An 18,003-nucleotide genomic window follows, 5' to 3' on the forward strand; every position below is an offset into this window, starting at 1 on the left:
TTGCATGGACGACCTCGTCGGATTGATCTACGAAACCGTCGTCGAACCCGGTCTTTGGGGCGAGGTCGCGGCGCGGCTCAAGGTCGCGTTCGGTGCCCAAGCCCTCTGGATGTTCCGGCCTTCACCGGCTGGGCAGGAGTTCCTTGCGCTCGACGGCATTTCGACGCAGGTTTGCAACGATTACGCATCTCACTACCACAAATTGGACCCGACCCTCCAGGCAGCCCTGCGGAATCCGGCGGCCATTTTGGGCCGCGCCGTGCGGGAGCGCGATCTCGTCGGCGAAGAGGCATGGCTCGGTTCGGAGGTCTACAACGACCTGGGCCTTCCCAACGGCGTCGCGCAAATCCTTTCCGCCAGTCTTGCATCTTCGCGACCCGAAGGTGCGGCCGCGGGCGCGGGACCTTTCCTGGCCTTCTTCCGTGCCCCTGGCGCCGCCCTCTTTGAAGATACAGTCGTGCAATCTTATCAGCGCATCCTCCCGCATCTCCAGCGAGCAGTGCGGCTTGCGAAACATCTCGGCTCTGTGCCGGCGCCCGGGTGGCCGGTCGCCATGCTCGACCAGATCGCGGCCGGTCTGTTTCTTCTGGACGGCCAAGGCCGCATCCTGAATGCCAACGCATCAGGGCATGCAATACTTGCTGGCCGGGATGGGCTGCTCCTCAGCCATGGCCGCCTCGCTGCCGTCGACCGCACCGCCGCCGACCGGCTGGACGCCATCCTGCGGGCCTGCACGACCGAGCGAGGGCTGGCGGGGGAGATGCGCGTTCCCCGTGCCCGCGGTCACTGGTTACTCAGCGCCTGCCCACTATCCGCTGCCGCTACCCTGTTCGGCAGCGCCGGCCGCGGCCGCGCCTGGGCCTGGGTTTCCGACCCGGATGCCGAGCGCCCGGACCTGCAGCGGCGGTTGCAGGCGATCTTCGCCCTTACCCCCGCGGAACAGCGCGTCGCCGCCGCCATGGCGACAGGCCTCACCACCGCCGAGATCGCGGACCGGCACGGCGTCGCTCTCGCCACCGTCCGCTCCCAGGTGCAGTCGATCTCGGGCCGGCTGGGCGTGCGCCGGCAGGTGGACATCGTCAGGCTCATCGCCGAGGTTTCCGCTTTGCCCGGCCCTGACACGCCACGCCGCATAGGCTAGGGTCCGCCCATGTCATCGTGATCGGACGGCACGGGCCTTGGGCAGCTTCTCCTTCATCCACGCCGCCGACGTGCATCTCGATTCGCCGCTGCACGGCCTTGCCCGCTATGACGGCGTGCCAGTGGACGAGGTGCGCGGCGCCACCCGCGCCGCCTTCGACCGGCTGATCGAAACGGCAATCGACCGCCGCATCGATTTCCTCGTGATCTCAGGCGACCTCTATGACGGCGACTGGCGCGACATGGGCACGGGACTCTACTTCGCCGCTGGCATGGGCAGGCTCGGCCGCGCCGGCATTCCTGTCTATCTGCTCGCCGGCAACCATGACGCCGCCTCGGTCATCACCAAGGCCCTGCCGAAGATCGCCAACGTCCATACCTTCGCCACGCGCTCAGCCCAGACCCATCGGATCGAGCACCTCGGCGTGGCCCTGCACGGCCGCAGCTTCGCCGAGCGCGAAGTCTTCGAGAACCTCGCCGCAGGCTACCCCGCCGCCATCCCCGGCGCCTTCAACATCGGGCTGCTGCATACGGCGCTCGGCGGCCACGCGGCCCATGCCGCCTACGCGCCCTGCACGCCGCAGGAACTGGCGGCCAAGGGCTACGACTACTGGGCGCTCGGCCATGTCCATGACCATGCGGTGATCGGAACCGCGCCCTACATCGTGTTTCCCGGCAATATCCAGGGCCGCAACATCCGCGAGCAGGGGCCGAAGGGCGTCGTGCACGTCACCGTGGAGGATGGCGAGGTCGCCCGGCTGACGCCCATCCCGCTCGACGTGGTGCGATGGGCGCGCGTGACGGTCGATGCGACGGGCACCGCCGACGTGGCCGAGCTTCATGGCCGCATCCGGGCGGCCATCCGGGAGGCACGGGACACCCTTGCCGACGAGCGTCCGCTGCTGCTGCGCGTCACCGTCTCTGGCGGCACGGCGCTGCATGGCGCGCTGCAGGATGTGGCGGCCGGCTTGCGAGACGATGTCCGTGGCATCGCCGCCGAAGTCGCGGGCGACCTCTGGATCGAGAAGGTCGAGGTGCGGACGAGCGCCATCGAAGCGCCACAACCGGCAGCCGTGACCGCCGCCATGGATGACATCGCCAGCCTGCTCGGCGACGTGGACGACGAGCTGATCGCGGCGCTGAAAAAGGACTTTGCGATCTTTCTCGGCAGGATACCTGGATCAGAGCGCGGCAGCCTTCTGGAGGCGGCAGCCCAAGGGGATTGGGCAGACATCCTCGGCGTTGCCAGATCGGCCCTTGCCGACCGGCTGGGCCGCGCAAGCTGATGCGCTTCAGCCGGCTGAGCCTCCACCGATACGGTCATTTCGCAGACACGGACTTGGACTTTCCACGCGGCGAGAAGGACTTCCACCTCATCTTCGGCAGCAATGAGGCCGGCAAATCCACCACGCTTTCGGCGGCCAACGACCTGTTGTTCGGTTTTCCTAGATCGACCTCGTACGACTTCCGCTTCGCCGCGCAGTTACTGAGGGTTGGCGCTACCCTGGAGCATGACGGCCAGACGCTCACCCTGCGGCGGCGCAAAGGCAACAAGGACACGTTGCTGGACGAGGCCGAGGCCCCCATTAGCGAGTCCCCGCTGACAACGATGCTGCAGGGCTTTTCCGCGGCGGCCTTCCGCACCTCGCACAGCCTAGACCATCACCGCCTCCGCGACGGGGGTCGCGCGATCCTTGCAGCACGGGACGATGTCGGGGAGGCCCTGTTTGCCGCCGGATCGGGCCTTGTAGGCGTACAAGGCCTACTCGTCGCATTGGAGAAGGAAGCCGACGCGATCTGGGGACCAGTGCGCAAGGGGGCGCGCAGCTACACCCCGGCGGCGGACGCCCTCGCAACGGCACAGGCGGCGCTCAAGCTCGCCCAGCTTCGCCCAACGGAATGGAAATCGGCGCGGGATGAGCTTGCCCGGCTCGAGGCGGCGCAGACGGCACTCGAGGAACGGCGCATCGCACAGCAGGGCGACCTTCGTCGCATCCAGCGGTTGCGGCGGCTGGCGGCGCCCGTGCAGCGGCGCGCGGCGCTGCTCGCCGCCATCCAGGATCACGCCCCTCCAGCCTTCGACGCCGAACACGCCCGCATCCATGATCAGGCGCGGCAGGCGATCGCCGCCGCCACCCCCCGGCTTGAAGCGGCAGCGGCGGAGGCTGCAAGGCTACGCGAACAGCTTGCGGGGCTCGCGGTGGATGCAGGCCTCATGGACCGGCAGGACGCGATCATTGCGCTGGTGGCCGAAGCCGGGGCTGCGGCGCAAGGCGCGGACCATCGGCCGCTCCGCGAGCGCGAATTGCGGGCTCTGGAAGAGGACATCGCCCGTCTGCTGGGTGAGGTGGGACTCGCGACGGCGGACCATCTCCCGTCTCGCATTGCCCTCGGCGAGTTGCAGCGCCTTGCCGCCGACCGTAGCCGGACGGAGACGACGCTCGCCGCCATTCGCAGCACATGGGAGCAGGAGAAACGGCAAGCGGCCCGGGCTCGCGCTGCCTTGGCCGAGGCGCCCGCGATCACATGGCCGCCCGAGGCGACTGCCGCCTTGCGGGAGGGCCAGCGCGCCGTCGCGGTGGAGGCGCGGCTCGACGAACGACAGCGGGATCTGCGCCGGGCCACGGCTGCGGTCTCCGCCGCCATGGCGCGCCTCGCCCCGTGGACAGGTGACGTGGCGGCGCTGGCGGGGCTCGCGCTGCCTTCGGAGACCGAAATCCAGGCGGCGGAACTCGCCAGCCGGCGCTCGACGGAAAGTTTGGCCGAGGAGGCGCGCACCCTCCAGACGCATAGGGAAACGCGGGCGCGGCTGGAGTTGGAGCGGGCGCGCTTCGCCGCCGAACGCCGTGCCGTCTCCGCCGAGCAGGTGCAGGCGGCGCGGTCCGATCGCGATGCGCTGTGGCAGGCGCTGCGGGCTCACCTGCTGGGCGGCGAGGCCCTCGCGGCACCAGCCGTCACCGCGGAGAGCTTCGAGCGGTCGATGGCGGCGGCGGACGGCATCGCCGATACACGCTTTGCGACCGTCGAGGCCTCGGCGCGTCTGATGGCGTTCGACGACCAGATCGCTCTCGCGAGCCTGAACATCGCCCAATCGGAGGCGCGGCTGAAGGCGGCGGAGGACATGCGGCGGAGCGACGCGGACGCTTGGCATGCGCGCCTTGCACGCAGCGGGCTGCCAGCCATCCCGGCGCTCGCCGCCCGCCAATGGTGCGCGGATCACGCGGAAGCAATCCGGGCGGGGGAAGCGGCCGAGGAAGCCGCGCAAGCGCTCTCGGCCGACGAGGTGGTGGTGGCGGCGGCTCGTCGTGGTCTGCGCTCGGTGCTCGCCGACGCCAGCGAGGCGCGGGATGACCAGTCTCTCGAGCGGCTGCTGGATGCGGTGCAGCGCCTGGCCGATGCCGCCGAGACGGCCGGGAAGCGCCGGGAGACGTTGCGCACCCAAGCAGAGGCCGCCGAAACCGCCGTGCGGAATGCGCAGGCGACCATCGACGACCTCCTTGCCGGTGCGGAGGTCTGGCAGACGGACTGGACGCGGGCCACCGCCGAGGCCGGGCTTCCAGGCACCGGCTGGACGACGCTCGCGACACGGCTGCCCTTGTTCGAGCAACTCCGGGGTCTCATGGATCAGGCGCGGCAGATGGCCGGCCGTATCGAGGGCATTGCCGAGAACCAGCGGATTTTCGCGGTCAACGCGCGCCGCCTCGCCGAGGCCTGTGGGATCGAGGCCGACGATTCCTCGCCGCAGGAGTTGGCCGACCTGCTGCGCCGCCAGCTTCAGAAGGCCGTCGCCGATGCGCAAGTGGTGACGGGCCTTCAGGCGATGCTCCGGCGCCGGCTGGATGAGCAGACGGAGGCCACCGCTCTCATCACCGTCGCGGAGGCCCAGCTGGCGCCACTGATGGCGATTGCCGGCACGACCGACGCCACGGCGCTCGCGGCGGCAATCGCGCAGGCCGAGATGGTCCGCGCCGCACGAGCCGAGATCGCGGGGATCGAACAGACGATCCTGGCCGAGGGCGACGGGCATCCGCTGGACCAACTGCTCGCCGAGACAATGGGTGTAGACCCCGACGGGCTCGCCGCCGACACCGACCGGCTCGAACGGCTTCTGGCCGGATTGGATGCCGAGATCGCGGCGGCTGCACAAGGGGTCGGTGATGCGCGGCGCGGGTTTCAGGCTCTCGACCATGGTCCCGATGCGGCACTCGCCGCCGCCGATGCGGAACAGGCGCGCGCAGCCATGGCGGCCGAGGCCGAGACCTACCTTATCAAACGCAGCCAGGCGGTGATGCTGCGCTGGGCGATCGAGCGTTACCGCGAGCGCCGGCAGAACCCCCTCCTCGCCCGGGCCAGCGAGATTTTCGTCGCCCTCACGCTAGGCCGCTATTCCGCGCTCCAGATCGACGTGGAGACCGAGCCCGCGCGTCTGGTGGGACTGTCGGCGGATGGCGCGAGCGTCGTCACCATCGATGGCATGAGCGACGGCACGGCGGACCAGCTTTACCTCGCGCTGCGGCTGGCGGCGCTGGAACAGTCGCTCGACGCGGGAATTGCGTTGCCATTCCTGGCGGACGACCTGTTCATCAACTTCGACGACCGGCGTGCCCATGCGGGCTTCAAGGTCCTGGGCGAAATCGCCCGCCGCACGCAGGTTCTGTTTTTCACTCACCACGATCATCTGCGTGACATCGCCGAGCGCGCGCTGCATCCGCACACGCTGTCTGTCCGCGATCTCTAAGGAACCCGCGCGCGTTCTAATCACGAAGCGCCATCCTAAGGACGTCGTTCGTCAGGAATTGCACGATATCTTCCGAAGACATCGCCGGACCATAGAGGTTCCCCTGGCCGAACTCGCATCCGAGGATTTTCAGCAGCCGCGCCACGCCCTCGGTCTCGATGGCTTCTGCCGTGGTCACCGCCGAGAAATGTTTGCTCAAGCCGATGACCGCTTCGACGATTTTCGCGCTTGCCGGATCCTCCTGCATCGATCGCACGATCGCCCCGTCGATTTTAATGGCGTCGAAAGACAGCCGGTTCAGATGCATGAGGCTGGAATAGCCGGTTCCAAAATCATCCAGCGCGACACGGACACCCGCATTCTGCAAAGCCACGAGGCTGCTTCTGGTCAGCTCAGGTTCGGCGATCAACGCGGCTTCGGTCAGCTCGACCTCCAACCGATGCGGTGGAAAGTTCGTTTCGTTCAGAATCTCAATGAGCTGACTTGGGAGCGCCCGGTCCTTGAGATGGCTGGGTGCGATATTCAACGCAATGAACATGTGCCGCGGCCACTCGGCGGCCGTGACGCAAGCCCGGCGTAGCAGGTTGTAAGTGATCGCCGGCATCAGGCCTGCGCTTTCCGCAACCGGAATAAAATTTTCCGGCATGATGACGCCCTGCTCTGGATGATTCCAGCGCGCCAGAATCTCGGCACCGACAACCGATCCATCGTCAAGCCGGACCAGCGGCTGAAAGTAAGGCACTATGTCGTCATTGGCGATCGCCTGCCGGAGATCGGCTTCGAGCGACATCCGGCTTCGCAGCTCCATCCCCATCGTCAGGTCGAAGAAGGCAAAGCCGCCGCCGTGTTTGCGCTTCGCCGAATACATCGCGAGATCCGCCGCATGGACGAGCGCGTCGAGCTCCGACGCATCCGCCGGATACATCGCGACGCCGATGCTGGCCGAAATCTGCACGACGACGGCCTCGACGAGGATAGGCTCGCTGAGAGCGAAGATGATACGCCGGGCGAGCTTTGCGAGGTCGCCGCTGCTTTCATGACCTCGCACGATGGCTGCGAATTCGTCGCCGCCCAGCCTGGCCACCGTCGCGCTTCTGAGGGTGGTGGCGCGGAGCCGGTTGGCGACCTCGCGCAGTACAACGTCGCCTGCGAGATGACCGTGCGTGTCGTTCACTGGCTTGAAACGATCAAGGTCAATCAGGAACAGAGCGCCGCTTGTCTTTGTTTCGGCCGCCTGATCGAGATCATGCTGCAAGACCTCGGAGAACATGCGGCGGTTCGGCAACTCGGTCAGGCTGTCATGGCGCGCGAAATAGACGATTTTCTCGGTCTGACGCCGCAGGCTCGTGGTCAGAATTTCCAGCTGGGTGGTGCGTCGGCTCGAGACCACCAGGTAAGTGACGATCATGGCGGTGAGGAGCAGGCCGGCAGCAAGCGGCAGAACTCCGGTCCAGGTCATTCGGCTGCTCGCCATGCCGTCTGCCGGCAGCACCAGCACGCCCCATTTCTGATCGAACATGGAGACTTTGCCCTCCCAATGCGGCAGGGCGCGCAAAGCCTGCTCCGCTGGTGCGGACCCCTGGTGCGACCTTCCCGATCGCCAGTAGATAAGGCGGTCGCCCACCGGTCCGGCCGGGTCGAAAACATAGATGTCTATGTTCGCGAGGCGCAGTTTGACGGCGATGATGTCCTCGATCATCGGGGAGATCTCGAACACGCCGAAAATCATTCCCGCCGGCATGCGTCCGGCTTCGCTGCCGCCACTTGGGATGTAAACGGGAACGAAGCTCATGAAGCCGCTTCGAGGCCGCGGCGCGGTGAGCAAAGCCATGGCGGGCGTCGCAGCGGCCTTAGACGTTTGGAACGCGTGCCCGATGACAACCGCCCGTGTAGGTTCGGTCATCAGGTCGAACCCCATGACCTTCGGCTCGCGGAAGGTCGGATCTACGTAAAGAATGGGATAATAGACGGCGTGCTGGCCTACGTGAACGAGGCGACCCGATTTATCCCGTTGGAGGATCTGAAAGCCGGGATACCCAGATGCGGCGACCGAGCGCTCGAACTCCGGTCGTTGGGCCATGGTGATGCGGGGGGCCCATCCAGTGTCGCGAAGCCCGACCGAGCGACCATGCAGGATCCCGGAAATCCGGAGGAAGTCACCGCGGCTGACCTGACCCTCGCCCGTCTCGTAATAGCCGCGGATGATGTCCAGCACGCTTGCGGCGTCCTGCAGGTCGGTGTTGATGAGCGAAACCTGCGCTTGGGCGCTGTTGGCGAAATTGAGTTCGGCGATCCTGTGCTCCCACGAGGCGCAAAGCAGAAACGCGCCGACGGATAACGCGACGCCGAGAGCAGCAACCAACGCGATCGGCAGGCGGCACAGGGTCCGGATCAAAGCCTCTGTCTGGAGCAGGTCGGCGACATCGGCGGGCGGAGCGCCTCGGCCAACATCGTCGGGGTCCAGGGACTGATCCATGCCGCCATGCTAACCGACCGATCTTACCCATTATTTAACGGGTTTGAGCTGAAGGTGATCCTAGCAGGCGGCACGATGATCACTGTCCCGGCGCCATCCCCGGCACGGTCCATGATGCCACCGCCTCCACGAGCGCCTGCGCCACGAAAATCTGGGCCACGAGCGTCGTCACAAAACCCGGCGAGGGCGGCTGCGCAATCGGCGCCGTCAGCAGAACTAGGTCGGCTTGGCCCGCGACGGGGCTCGACCGCCCGCTGGTGACCGCGATGGTGATCGCGCCGGCAGCCCGTGCCGCCCGCAGGAGCCGCACCGTCTCCACGGTCGTTCCTGTGTCTGAAATGGCGATGGCCACGGCATCCCGCGAGACCGGCCCCACAACCTCCAACCCAATATTGTTGTCGCCGTAGGAGAGCGCCCAGATCCCTGCCCGAAGCAGCTTCGCGGCAAGTATGTCGCCCACCATCGCCGAGACGCCGCCGCCATAGATGTTGACGTGCCGCGACAGGACGATCGCCTGGGCTGCCTGTTGCAGCGCTGCTCTGTCGAGGAGAGTTCCGGTGCCGTCGAGGCTCTCGGACATCTCGCGCCGGAGCCGGTCGACCTCGTCGACAGTTGTATCCTCTGCGCCCCTACCGCCCGAAGCACCGCATTGCGCGGCCAACGCCAGTTTGAAGGCTCTGAAACTCTCGAACCCCAGTATGTGGACCAGCCGCACGATGCTCGCCTGGCCGCTTTCGGTCACCCGGCTGAGCGCCTCGATCGAAAGCATGGTCGTTTCGCTGGGATAGTTGATGACGTGCTTGGCCACGCGCGCGAGCGCCGGCGGCAGTTCCGCAAACCGGGACTGCAGGCGCACAATGATCGGCGGGGTGGCTTTCGACGGCGTCACCTTGCCCTCCTCCCAATTTTTAGCCCATGCCGCGAATGTCGTGTTGACAACCCTGCTCCGTACATGGAGCATTACTCCATCAGCATAGAGTTTTCTGGAGCGGCGGCTACTCCAATCGTTTCAAATCGGTGAGGAAGCATCATGTCGGCAGAATTTTCCGCGGGCATCACCCGGCGTTCGGCCATGAAGGCGGGTTTGGGAGCGGCTTTGGCGGCGGCGCCCCTGGCGCGGCCGGCTATTGCGGCCCCCAAGAAGACGGTTCGGGTGCTGGTCGTCGCCGACCCCTTCTACTACTCATTGCGGGAGGTGACCGGGCAATTCGAATCCGAGACCGGCATCACGGTCGAACTCGAGAATCTCGCTTACGATGCATTGCAGGCGCGGCTTGTCTCATCCTCGATCGCCCGCAAGCCGGATGCCGACGTGGTGACGGTCGATCAGATGTGGACCGGCCAGTATCTCGACAATCACTGGATCATGCCGCTCGACGCGATGATCAAGGGCGACAAGGACGTCGACCTCAACGACTTCATCCCCGAAGTTCTTTACTCGCTCAATACGTGGCGAGGACATTTCGCGACGCTGCCGATCGCGGCCTACGGCCAGGGCGTGATGTATCGCAAAGATGCATTCAGCTCGCTCGGCCTGACGATGCCGGATGCAGGCGCCTTCACCTGGGACAGCTACCTCGGGCTGATCAAGAAACTGAACGGCAGCACCGTCGGCGGCAAGAAGCTTTTCGGCACCGTCGTCGCCGGGTCGCAGCCGCAGCCCATCGTGCATATGTATACGCAGCTTGCGGCCAGCATGGGGGTACGGTGGTTCAAGGAGTTCCCTGAAGGCAAATGGGATTTCACGCCCACCATCGACACGCCGGAGAACGTCGCGGCGCTTGCGATGTATGAGCAACTCTACAAGCTCTCGCCGCCCGAGGCGATCAACTTCAACTGGTTCGACGCCGGTATGCGGTTTGCTCACGGCGACATCGGCATGTTCTATTGGTGGACCCCCTACTTTTACCTCACCCAGCGCGACGGCTACATGACGGGCAAGCCTTCGCCGGTCGGCGACCAGATCGGTTTTGCGACGCTTCCGCACGACCCCGCGCACCCCCAGGTCATCAGCGCCGGCGGCTGGAGCCTCGGTATTCCATCCTTTGCCAAAAATCAGGACAATGCGTGGCAGTTCATCAAATGGGCGACGTCGGCCAAAGGCCAGACCGCGATGGCGAAGGTCGACAAATACGGGCATCAGTTCTCGGATTTCTCGCGGACCTCGCTCTACAACGATCCGGCGCTCGCCAAGCTCTACCCCTATCTATCGCTGCAACTCGCGCTGCTGAAAGACGCCAACGGGAAGGCGGTACGGCCGCCTGCGCCGGTTTATACGACGCTGGAGGGCATCTACGGCCTCAACTTGAACCGGGTTCTCGCTGGCAACTCGAGCCCCAGCGACGCGCTCTCGCAGACCTCCAGCCTGTTCCAGAACGTGCTCACGGGGAACTACATGATCCCCTACGCGCTGCCGTCCTATGACGACACACTCGCCAATACCAAGGCGCTGATCGCTTCACTGGCCTGAGGATGTCCGCTGCCGTCTCCACTGGCGGGGCGTACAAGAAGAAGCGGCAGATGCTGCCGCTTCTTCTCATTGCGCCTTCGGTGCTTTTGCTGACGGTGCTCGTCGCCTTCCCGCTCGTCTTCTCGCTCCGCAACAGTTTCTACTTCTGGAACCTCCAGATGAGCCCGCAGCCCATGGGCTTCATCGGGCTCGGCAACTACCGCGCCGCCATCGAGCAGTCGGACTTCTTCGAGGCACTGCGTCACACGCTGGAAATCGCGTTGATCGGCACCGCGATCGAGGTGGCGGCAGGCTTGGCGATCGCGCATCTGCTTGCGGTCCGGCTCGTCGGCATCGATGTCTGCCGCGCGCTGCTCATCATGCCGACGACCATCGCGCCAATCGTCACCGGTTTCCTGTTCCGCTACATGTACGACGCGCAGGGCGGCCTGATCCCCTGGCTCATTCGCACCGCGCATCTGCCCATCCCACCGCAAGGCTTGCTCGGCAGCGAGACGACGGCGCTGTGGGCGATCCTCTTCGCCGACATCTGGCAATGGACGCCCTTCTGCGCCATCGTGCTTTATGCTGGCCTGCTCTCGGTTCCCGACGAGATCGTCGAGGCGGCGCGGATCGACGGCGCCGGCGGCTGGACGATCCTGTGGCGCATGACGCTGCCCCTCATCCGCAAGCCGATGGCCTTTGTCGCGGCGCTGCGGATGATGCAGATCTTCAACCTCTTCGATCTGGTGCTTGTCCTGACACGCGGCGGCCCGGGCTCGGCATCACGCACGCTCTCCTACAACCTCTATCAACAGGGACTTGTCGACTTCAACATCGGGTTGTCGAGCGCCAGCACCTGGATGATCGTGATCCTCGTCAACATCCTCATCGCCCTCTTCGCGGTCTTCGCGTTCCGGGACATCGTCTGATGCGCCGGGTCTGGCTCTATCTCGCCTTGCTGCTGCTGATGGTGATCTTCATCGGTCCGATCCTGTGGTTCTTCCTGCTCGCGATCAAGCCGCCCGACGCCGCCTTCGCGCAGCCGCCCGCGCTCGTCTTCAAGCCGCAGTGGACCGCCTTCTACGAGACCTTCATCAACCCCGGCACCAATGCGCGGCAGTTGCTGAACAGCGTCATCGTCGCCGGCGGCGCGGTGGCCCTCAACCTCCCGTTTTCGATCCCCGCCGCGTATGCCATCTCGCGCTTCACGTTCCGTGGGCGCCGGAACCTCATGCTCTGGTATCTCGGCCTGCTGATGGCGCCGCCCGTTGCCTTCCTCATCCCCTATTTCATCGTCGCCACCGCCGTCGGGCTCACCGGCACCTATCTCGCCATGATCCTCGTGTTGCAGACCGTCGTCGTGCCCTTCTCGGTTTGGCTGCTCAAGAGCTTCTTCGACGACATCCCCGTCGATCTGGAGCAGTCGGCGGCGCTCGATGGCGCGCGGCTGCCCGCGATCCTTTGGCACATCACCCTGCCGTTGGCAGCACCTGGGCTGGTGGTGACGGCGATGTTCGCTTTCGTCTTCGCCTGGAACAACGCAGCCTTCCCGCTCGTGCTCAGCGACCAGGACACGGCCACGCTGCCGATCGGCACGCTCGGCTACTTCGGCAATACCGGTATCACCTGGAACGATATCGGTGCGGCGGCGGTCGCCGCCATGTTGCCCCCGATGCTCATCTTTCTGATCATGGGCCGCTACGTCGTGCGCGGCCTGACCTTCGGCTCACTCAAGGGATAGGAGCCCTCTCCGATGACACAGCATGGGTTTGCAGTGGTGGGTGCGGGATTGTGGGGCGCTCAGCATGCGCGCGTGCTGTCGACGCTGCCGGAGGCGGATCTCGTTGCCGTCTGCGATGTCGACGCAAGCCGGGCGGAGGCCATGCGCGCTCGGTTCGGCGCCCGCCACGCCTATACAGATCTGACGGAGCTTCTCGCCAACCCCGAGATCGAAGCGGTGACCGTCGCGACGCCGGATTTCGCCCATAGCGCGATCATCCTGGCGGCGCTGGCGGCGGGCAAGCACGTGATGAGCGAGAAACCCCTCGCGACCGATCTTGCCGAGACAGAGCGCGTCGTGGCGGCGTCAAAGCAAAGTGGCCGCGTGCTGATGCTGGACTTCCACAACCGGGTCAGTCCGCCCGTGGCCGCCCTGCGGGAGGCTATCGCGTCAGGAGAACTCGGGCGCGTGATCCACGGCAGCCTGCGCCTCAGCAACACCACCTTCGTTCCGCGTGAAATGCTGAGCTGGGCATCACGGTCTTCAGCGCTGTGGTTCCTCGGCAGCCACGCCGTCGATGCCCTGCGTTTCGTGACCGGCGACGAGGTCGTGCGCGTCCAGGCCGTGCGGCGGGACGGCTACCTCAAAGGCCTTGGCGTCGATACGGCCGACGTTCATCTCGCCATCCTGCAATTGCGTAGCGGCGCGGTCGTGACACTCGAGAACAGCTGGGTCCTCCCGCCCGACAGCCCGATGGTCTTCGACTTCCGCATGGAGTTGGTGGGCGAGAAGGGCGCCGCCCAGGTCAGCACGGCGGACAACGGCGCCTTTCGTAAATTCAGCGGCGGCGGCCTCCGCACGACGGACCTGTTCGGCTCGGTGCCTGCGGGGCCGGGACGCATCGGCGGCTTTGTCTACGAGGCGATCGCCCGCTTTATCGATGCGGTCGTGTCGGGCGGCCCGCTCCTCGCCACCGCCGAGGACGGGCTGGCAGCAACGCGCATTCTGGCCGCCATCGAGCAGGCGGCCGCCACCGGGGCCACGGTTGAGTTGTTGACATGACATACCGCATCGATCCCCAGGCCGACTGGATCTACGTCGAGGAGTTCAGGCGCCAGCCCGTCGGGCGTCACAGCCCCGGCCTGATGCGGGTGTTGAACACGCTCCGCTACGATCCGACCGGGCGGCAGATCGTGCTGTTCTGCCGCAAACCCTTCGCCGAATGGCAGATCGCCGAAATGCCCGCCGACCGGCGCGACCCTCTGGTGTTTGAGGACAGTCCCATCTTCACGGATCGGGATGAAGCGGAGTGGGAGGTTTTTCGCCGACGCTGGCACGCGGCCACCGGTCAGCATATCAACCAGCCCCTCAGGGACCCCGCGTAATGCTGAAGATCGTCGGCTACCCCGACCGCTACAGCGTCGCACCAGGCGAGCCGATCGCCTTCCAGATCTCGCTCGAGGAAGGCGACAGCTACGCCGCCCGGATCGTTCGCGTCGTCAACGGCGACATCAATCCGGCCGGTCCCGGCCTCGATCTCCCGCACCTGCCGAGCGCAGTCGACGGCCAGTATCAAGGAAGAGTGCGCCGCGCCGATGCGGGGTCATATCTCGTGGTGCAGGATTTCCCGGCGCTCGGGGGCGACAGCGCGTTCACCTTCCGTGCCATGATCTGGCCGACACTGCTCGCCCGCTCCGGTCAGGTATTGGCAGCGCAATGGGACGCTGCAACCCAAAGCGGCTTCATGCTGGCGATCGACGATGGACAGCTGACGCTGGTGGTCGGCGATGGATTGGGCTCCGTCAGAGGGGAAACGCTGAGTGCCCGGATGCTCGACCGCAAATGGTACTACGTGACGCTTACGGTCGATCCCGTTGCCGGCCGTTTCCACCTGGGTCAGACCGCAACGCAGACCGATTTCGGAGTAAGTGACAGCGGCGATCGCGATGACGCGCTGCCTCTCACGCCCCGCCCTGTTGCAGTGCCATTCTATCTGGCCGGCGCACCTCAGGCGGACGGCACCATCGGCGGCCATTTCAACGGTAAGATCGAGGCGCCGGGCTTCTTCGAGGACACCCAAAGCCAAGGTAGCCGGGTCATCGCCTACTGGGATTTCTCGGACGGCATCCGCACGACGCGGGCCACCGACAAAGGCCCGTTTCGCCGTCACGGGAGACTGGTCAACTTGCCCGCAAGGGGGATGAAGGGCCAGCGCTGGACCGGCGAACACCACAGCTGGCAGGCGGCGCCGCACGAATACGCCGCCGTGCATTTCCACGAGGACGACCTGTATGACGCCGGCTGGCCCGCCGACATCGTCTGGACGGTGCCCGAGGACGCGAAAAGTGGCGCCTATGCCCTGCATCTGACCTGCGGCGAGACCGGCGCGCAGGCGATGCGGGAAACCTACATTCCCTTCTTCATCCGCCCTCCCCGGCGTGCCGCGAAAGGCAGCCGGCCGAAGCTCGCCTTCCTGGCGCCCACCTGCTCCTACATGGCCTACGCCAATCACGGCGAGCACATCACGGTGCGCGGCGTGGAGCGGCTGATGGGACGGTTGCTGCATTTCGGCCACCAGGACGTCTATCTCTACGACCATCCCGAACTCTGCCACTCGCTGTACGACAAGCACGCCGACGGTTCGGGCGTCTGTTATTCGAGCCGCCTGCGGCCCAACATCAACTGCGCGCCGCGCTACCACTCCTGGCTCGGCGGTGACGGCTCAAGCCTCTACCAGTATAATGCCGACACTCATCTTTTCGGCTGGCTGGCGCATCACAGGTTTGATTACGACATCATCACGGACGAGGACCTGCACCGGGACGGCTATGCGCTGATCGAGGATTACCAGGTCATCATGACCGGCTCGCATCCGGAGTATCATTCGACCGCGATGTGGGATGCGATGAAGGCGTGGCTCGATCGCGGCGGGCGGCTCATGTATATGGGCGGCAACGGCTGGTATTGGCGCGTCGCCTTTCACGATGAGTTGCCCGGCGTCATCGAGGTTCGTCGCGCGGAAGACGGAATCCGCTCCTGGGAAGCCGAACCCGGCGAATACTACCATTCGTTTTCCGGCGAGTATGGCGGGTTGTGGCGGCGCTGCGGCCGCCCGCCGAACGTCATGGCGGGGATCGGCTTCGTCGCCCAGGGCTTTGATGTCTCAACCTACTACCGCCGCGCCCCAGACGCGGACAACCCGCGCGTCAGCTTTATCTTCAACGGTGTTGCGGATGAGGTCATCGGTGATTTCGGGCTCATCGGCGGTGGTGCGGCGGGGATCGAACTCGACTGCATCAACCGGCTGCTCGGATCGCCGCCGAACATCCTGCGCCTCGCATCCTCGGAGGACCACAGCCCGCTCATGCTGCTGGTCAACGAGGAGTTCACCGCCACGCTGCCGAACCTCGGCGGCGACCAGAACGAGCGTGTACGGGCCGATCTAAGCTTTTTCGAAACGCCATCCGGCGGCGCGGTGTTCGCGACCGGCTCCATCGCCTGGATCGGGTCGCTGCCCTGGAACGGTTACGAGAACAACGTCTCCACGATCACGCTCAACACCTTGCGGCGCTTCCTCGACCCTGAGCCCTTCGTCTGAGCCGACCCCCCGGGCTCGCGTGACAGCCGAGCAGGCTTTCGCTTGTAACGGAAACGCTCATGGTGTTCGCCGTGCCATCATGGTGCTGCCCCTCGTTTAACAGGAAACGCGGGGCGCGGCTTGCCCTGCTGAAGGCGCTCCGAGCGCCGTGATACAATGGCGCCATGAGCATTCCGACCAACCATCCCTTTGATTTCGATCCGACCTACGGGTATGGGCTAGATGCGCTGCTCGCGATGCGACCGCCGCCGGGCCCGCCCCACTTCGACGAGTTCTGGCGCCTCCGCCATACCCGGGCCCTGACCGTCGATCCGCAGCCGCAGGTCAGCACCAGCCGGTCCAGCGACGCGAACTGGCACGTCCATGACATCACCTATACCTCGACCGGCGGCTTCCGGATCGGCGGTTGGCTGTTGCTGCCGCGAGGGGGCCCGGTCACCCGCGGGCTCGTCGTCGGCCACGGCTATGGCGGGCGGGACCAGCCGGACTTCGATATCCCGGTCAAGGACACGGCGGTGCTCTTTCTATGTTTTCGCGGGATGTCGCGCAGCAGCCGCCCGCCGATTTCGAGCGACCCCGCATGGCACGTGCTCCACGATATCGACACTCCCGAGCGCTACATCCTGGGTGGCTGCGTCGAGGATGCCTGGCTCGCCGTCTCTGTGCTGACGCAACTATACCCTTGGCTGGCGCACCGCATCGGCTATGCCGGCACCAGCTTCGGCGGCGGCATCGGCGCGCTGGCAATCGCCTTCGACAAGCGCATCGACCGGGGCCATCTGGTCGTGCCTACGTTCAGCAACATGCCGGTCTGGCTGACCCTGCCCACGGTCGGCAGCGGCGACTCGGTTCAGAACTACCAGAGAACGCACAGGGACGTGCTCAAGACCCTCAGCCTCTTCGATGCGGCGACGGCGGCAACGCGGATCGAGGTGCCCATGCTCATGGCGGTTGCCCGCTTCGACCCGGCGGTGGCGCCGCCCTGCCAATTTTCGGTCGCGAATGCGCGCGTCGCGTCGAATCATCATAGAACTTTCGTTCTTGACGCGGGGCATTTCGACTATCCTGGAATGGGGGAGCAGCATGCGTTGCTCTCGGAAGAGGTCAGGCGGTTTTTCAGGGCGACATGAGGCGAGAATACCGGCGCTGGTACAGTCCACGGCTCAATCGTGACATGGAGCTTCTGATCTTCGGCCATGCGGGGGCCAAGGTGCTCATGTTCCCCACGCGGGACGGACGCTTCTGGGAATACGAAACGCTCAGCATCGTCGGCAGGCTTGCAGAGAAGGTCGACGCCGGCCAACTGCAGCTTTATTGCGTCGAGGGGCTGGCGCGCGAAACCTTCTACGACCTCGGGCGTCATCCGGCCGACCGCATCCGCCGGCACGCGGCTTTCGAGGACTACATTCTCCACGAAGTGCTGCCTCTGATGGCCTGGAACAACTCGCATGACTGCACAATGGCGATGGGCTGCAGCCTCGGTGCGTTCCAGGCTGCCAGCCTCGTGCTCCGCCATCCCCACCTGTTCCGTAAGCTTGTTGCTTTTTCCGGTCGCTTCGATCTCACGATGAAGGTGGAGTGCTTCGACGACCTCTTCCACGGCTACTACGGCGACGACATCTACTTCCATACGCCGACGCATTTCCTGCCGGGCCTCGCCGGCGGCTGGCGGCTCGACAAGCTGCGTGAGCTCGACATCGTGCTCGCAGTCGGCGATGCAGATCCGTTCCTGGACAATAACCGCCACCTCAGCCGCCTCCTTGCCGAGAAGAGTGTGCGCCACCAACTGCACGTCTGGGACGGACGCGCCCATCGCGCCCGCGCTTGGCGTGAAATGGCGGCCTTGTATGTCTGAGCCAAGGTAGACTGCCGGCGGCTC

Annotated in this window: 13 protein-coding genes; 11 read left to right on the top strand and 2 right to left on the bottom strand. The window is 65.6% G+C overall.

What is annotated here, in order from left to right; all coding sequences use genetic code 11:
* Window positions 1-4 precede the first annotated feature (4 nt).
* From ACOEQ1_RS14410 to ACOEQ1_RS14420, 3 genes are read left to right on the top strand one after another with little or no spacing between them, the layout of a single operon-like run.
* A complete protein-coding gene (locus tag ACOEQ1_RS14410; RefSeq protein WP_419759931.1) occupies window positions 5-1,141 on the top strand; it encodes a helix-turn-helix transcriptional regulator in 1,137 nt (378 codons plus the stop codon).
* A 37-nt stretch (window positions 1,142-1,178) separates the two neighbouring features.
* Entirely contained in the window at window positions 1,179-2,426 is a 1,248-nt protein-coding gene (locus ACOEQ1_RS14415) for a metallophosphoesterase family protein (protein ID WP_419759932.1), read from the top strand.
* On the top strand, window positions 2,426-5,878 hold the full coding sequence (locus ACOEQ1_RS14420; RefSeq protein WP_419759933.1) for an AAA family ATPase: 3,453 nt from the start codon (window positions 2,426-2,428) through the stop codon (window positions 5,876-5,878). Before ACOEQ1_RS14415 ends, ACOEQ1_RS14420 begins: the two co-directional genes overlap by 1 nt.
* A 16-nt stretch (window positions 5,879-5,894) precedes the next feature.
* Here ACOEQ1_RS14420 and ACOEQ1_RS14425 read toward each other — a convergent pair whose 3' ends face one another.
* Entirely contained in the window at window positions 5,895-8,354 is a 2,460-nt protein-coding gene (locus ACOEQ1_RS14425) for a putative bifunctional diguanylate cyclase/phosphodiesterase (RefSeq protein ID WP_419759934.1), read from the bottom strand.
* A gap of 79 nt (window positions 8,355-8,433) precedes the next feature.
* Window positions 8,434-9,243, bottom strand: a complete 810-nt coding sequence (locus ACOEQ1_RS14430; RefSeq protein WP_419759935.1) for a MurR/RpiR family transcriptional regulator — start codon at window positions 9,241-9,243, stop codon at window positions 8,434-8,436.
* A 141-nt stretch (window positions 9,244-9,384) separates the two neighbouring features.
* Here ACOEQ1_RS14430 and ACOEQ1_RS14435 point away from each other — a divergent pair, with 141 nt between their 5' ends.
* The 8 genes from ACOEQ1_RS14435 (at window position 9,385) to ACOEQ1_RS14470 (ending at window position 17,979) form a co-directional block, all read left to right on the top strand.
* Window positions 9,385-10,824 carry an extracellular solute-binding protein gene (locus ACOEQ1_RS14435; protein ID WP_419759936.1) on the top strand — a complete coding sequence of 480 codons (1,440 nt, stop codon included), beginning with the start codon at window positions 9,385-9,387 and terminating at the stop codon, window positions 10,822-10,824.
* 50 nt (window positions 10,825-10,874) lie between these two features.
* Entirely contained in the window at window positions 10,875-11,735 is an 861-nt protein-coding gene (locus tag ACOEQ1_RS14440; RefSeq protein WP_419759937.1) for a carbohydrate ABC transporter permease, read from the top strand.
* On the top strand, window positions 11,735-12,547 hold the full coding sequence (locus tag ACOEQ1_RS14445; RefSeq protein WP_419759938.1) for a carbohydrate ABC transporter permease: 813 nt from the start codon (window positions 11,735-11,737) through the stop codon (window positions 12,545-12,547). Before ACOEQ1_RS14440 ends, ACOEQ1_RS14445 begins: the two co-directional genes overlap by 1 nt.
* 12 nt (window positions 12,548-12,559) lie before the next feature.
* Window positions 12,560-13,588, top strand: a complete 1,029-nt coding sequence (locus tag ACOEQ1_RS14450) for a Gfo/Idh/MocA family protein (RefSeq protein ID WP_419759939.1) — start codon at window positions 12,560-12,562, stop codon at window positions 13,586-13,588.
* On the top strand, window positions 13,585-13,911 hold the full coding sequence (locus tag ACOEQ1_RS14455) for a hypothetical protein (protein WP_419759940.1): 327 nt from the start codon (window positions 13,585-13,587) through the stop codon (window positions 13,909-13,911). The genes ACOEQ1_RS14450 and ACOEQ1_RS14455 overlap by 4 nt, the downstream gene beginning before the upstream one ends.
* Complete coding sequence (locus ACOEQ1_RS14460; RefSeq protein ID WP_419759941.1) at window positions 13,911-16,124, top strand: N,N-dimethylformamidase beta subunit family domain-containing protein; 2,214 nt, start codon at window positions 13,911-13,913, stop codon at window positions 16,122-16,124. Before ACOEQ1_RS14455 ends, ACOEQ1_RS14460 begins: the two co-directional genes overlap by 1 nt.
* A 164-nt stretch (window positions 16,125-16,288) precedes the next feature.
* Complete coding sequence (locus ACOEQ1_RS14465) at window positions 16,289-17,254, top strand: acetylxylan esterase (protein WP_419759942.1); 966 nt, start codon at window positions 16,289-16,291, stop codon at window positions 17,252-17,254.
* A gap of 44 nt (window positions 17,255-17,298) precedes the next feature.
* Entirely contained in the window at window positions 17,299-17,979 is a 681-nt protein-coding gene (locus ACOEQ1_RS14470; RefSeq protein ID WP_419759943.1) for an esterase family protein, read from the top strand.
* Window positions 17,980-18,003 lie beyond the last annotated feature (24 nt).

Source organism: Acidisoma sp. (assembly GCF_965199065.1).
Lineage (GTDB): Bacteria > Pseudomonadota > Alphaproteobacteria > Acetobacterales > Acetobacteraceae > Acidisoma.

Coding starts and splice junctions, on each gene's coding strand:
- ACOEQ1_RS14435 (WP_419759936.1), top strand. CDS start 9,385: ATGTCGGCAGAATTTTCCGCGGGCATCACCCGGCGTTCGGCCATGAAG.
- ACOEQ1_RS14450 (WP_419759939.1), top strand. CDS start 12,560: ATGACACAGCATGGGTTTGCAGTGGTGGGTGCGGGATTGTGGGGCGCT.
- ACOEQ1_RS14465 (WP_419759942.1), top strand. CDS start 16,289: ATGAGCATTCCGACCAACCATCCCTTTGATTTCGATCCGACCTACGGG.
- ACOEQ1_RS14445 (WP_419759938.1), top strand. CDS start 11,735: ATGCGCCGGGTCTGGCTCTATCTCGCCTTGCTGCTGCTGATGGTGATC.
- ACOEQ1_RS14420 (WP_419759933.1), top strand. CDS start 2,426: ATGCGCTTCAGCCGGCTGAGCCTCCACCGATACGGTCATTTCGCAGAC.
- ACOEQ1_RS14410 (WP_419759931.1), top strand. CDS start 5: ATGGACGACCTCGTCGGATTGATCTACGAAACCGTCGTCGAACCCGGT.
- ACOEQ1_RS14440 (WP_419759937.1), top strand. CDS start 10,875: ATGCTGCCGCTTCTTCTCATTGCGCCTTCGGTGCTTTTGCTGACGGTG.
- ACOEQ1_RS14455 (WP_419759940.1), top strand. CDS start 13,585: ATGACATACCGCATCGATCCCCAGGCCGACTGGATCTACGTCGAGGAG.
- ACOEQ1_RS14425 (WP_419759934.1), bottom strand. CDS start 8,354: ATGGATCAGTCCCTGGACCCCGACGATGTTGGCCGAGGCGCTCCGCCC.
- ACOEQ1_RS14470 (WP_419759943.1), top strand. CDS start 17,299: ATGGAGCTTCTGATCTTCGGCCATGCGGGGGCCAAGGTGCTCATGTTC.
- ACOEQ1_RS14460 (WP_419759941.1), top strand. CDS start 13,911: ATGCTGAAGATCGTCGGCTACCCCGACCGCTACAGCGTCGCACCAGGC.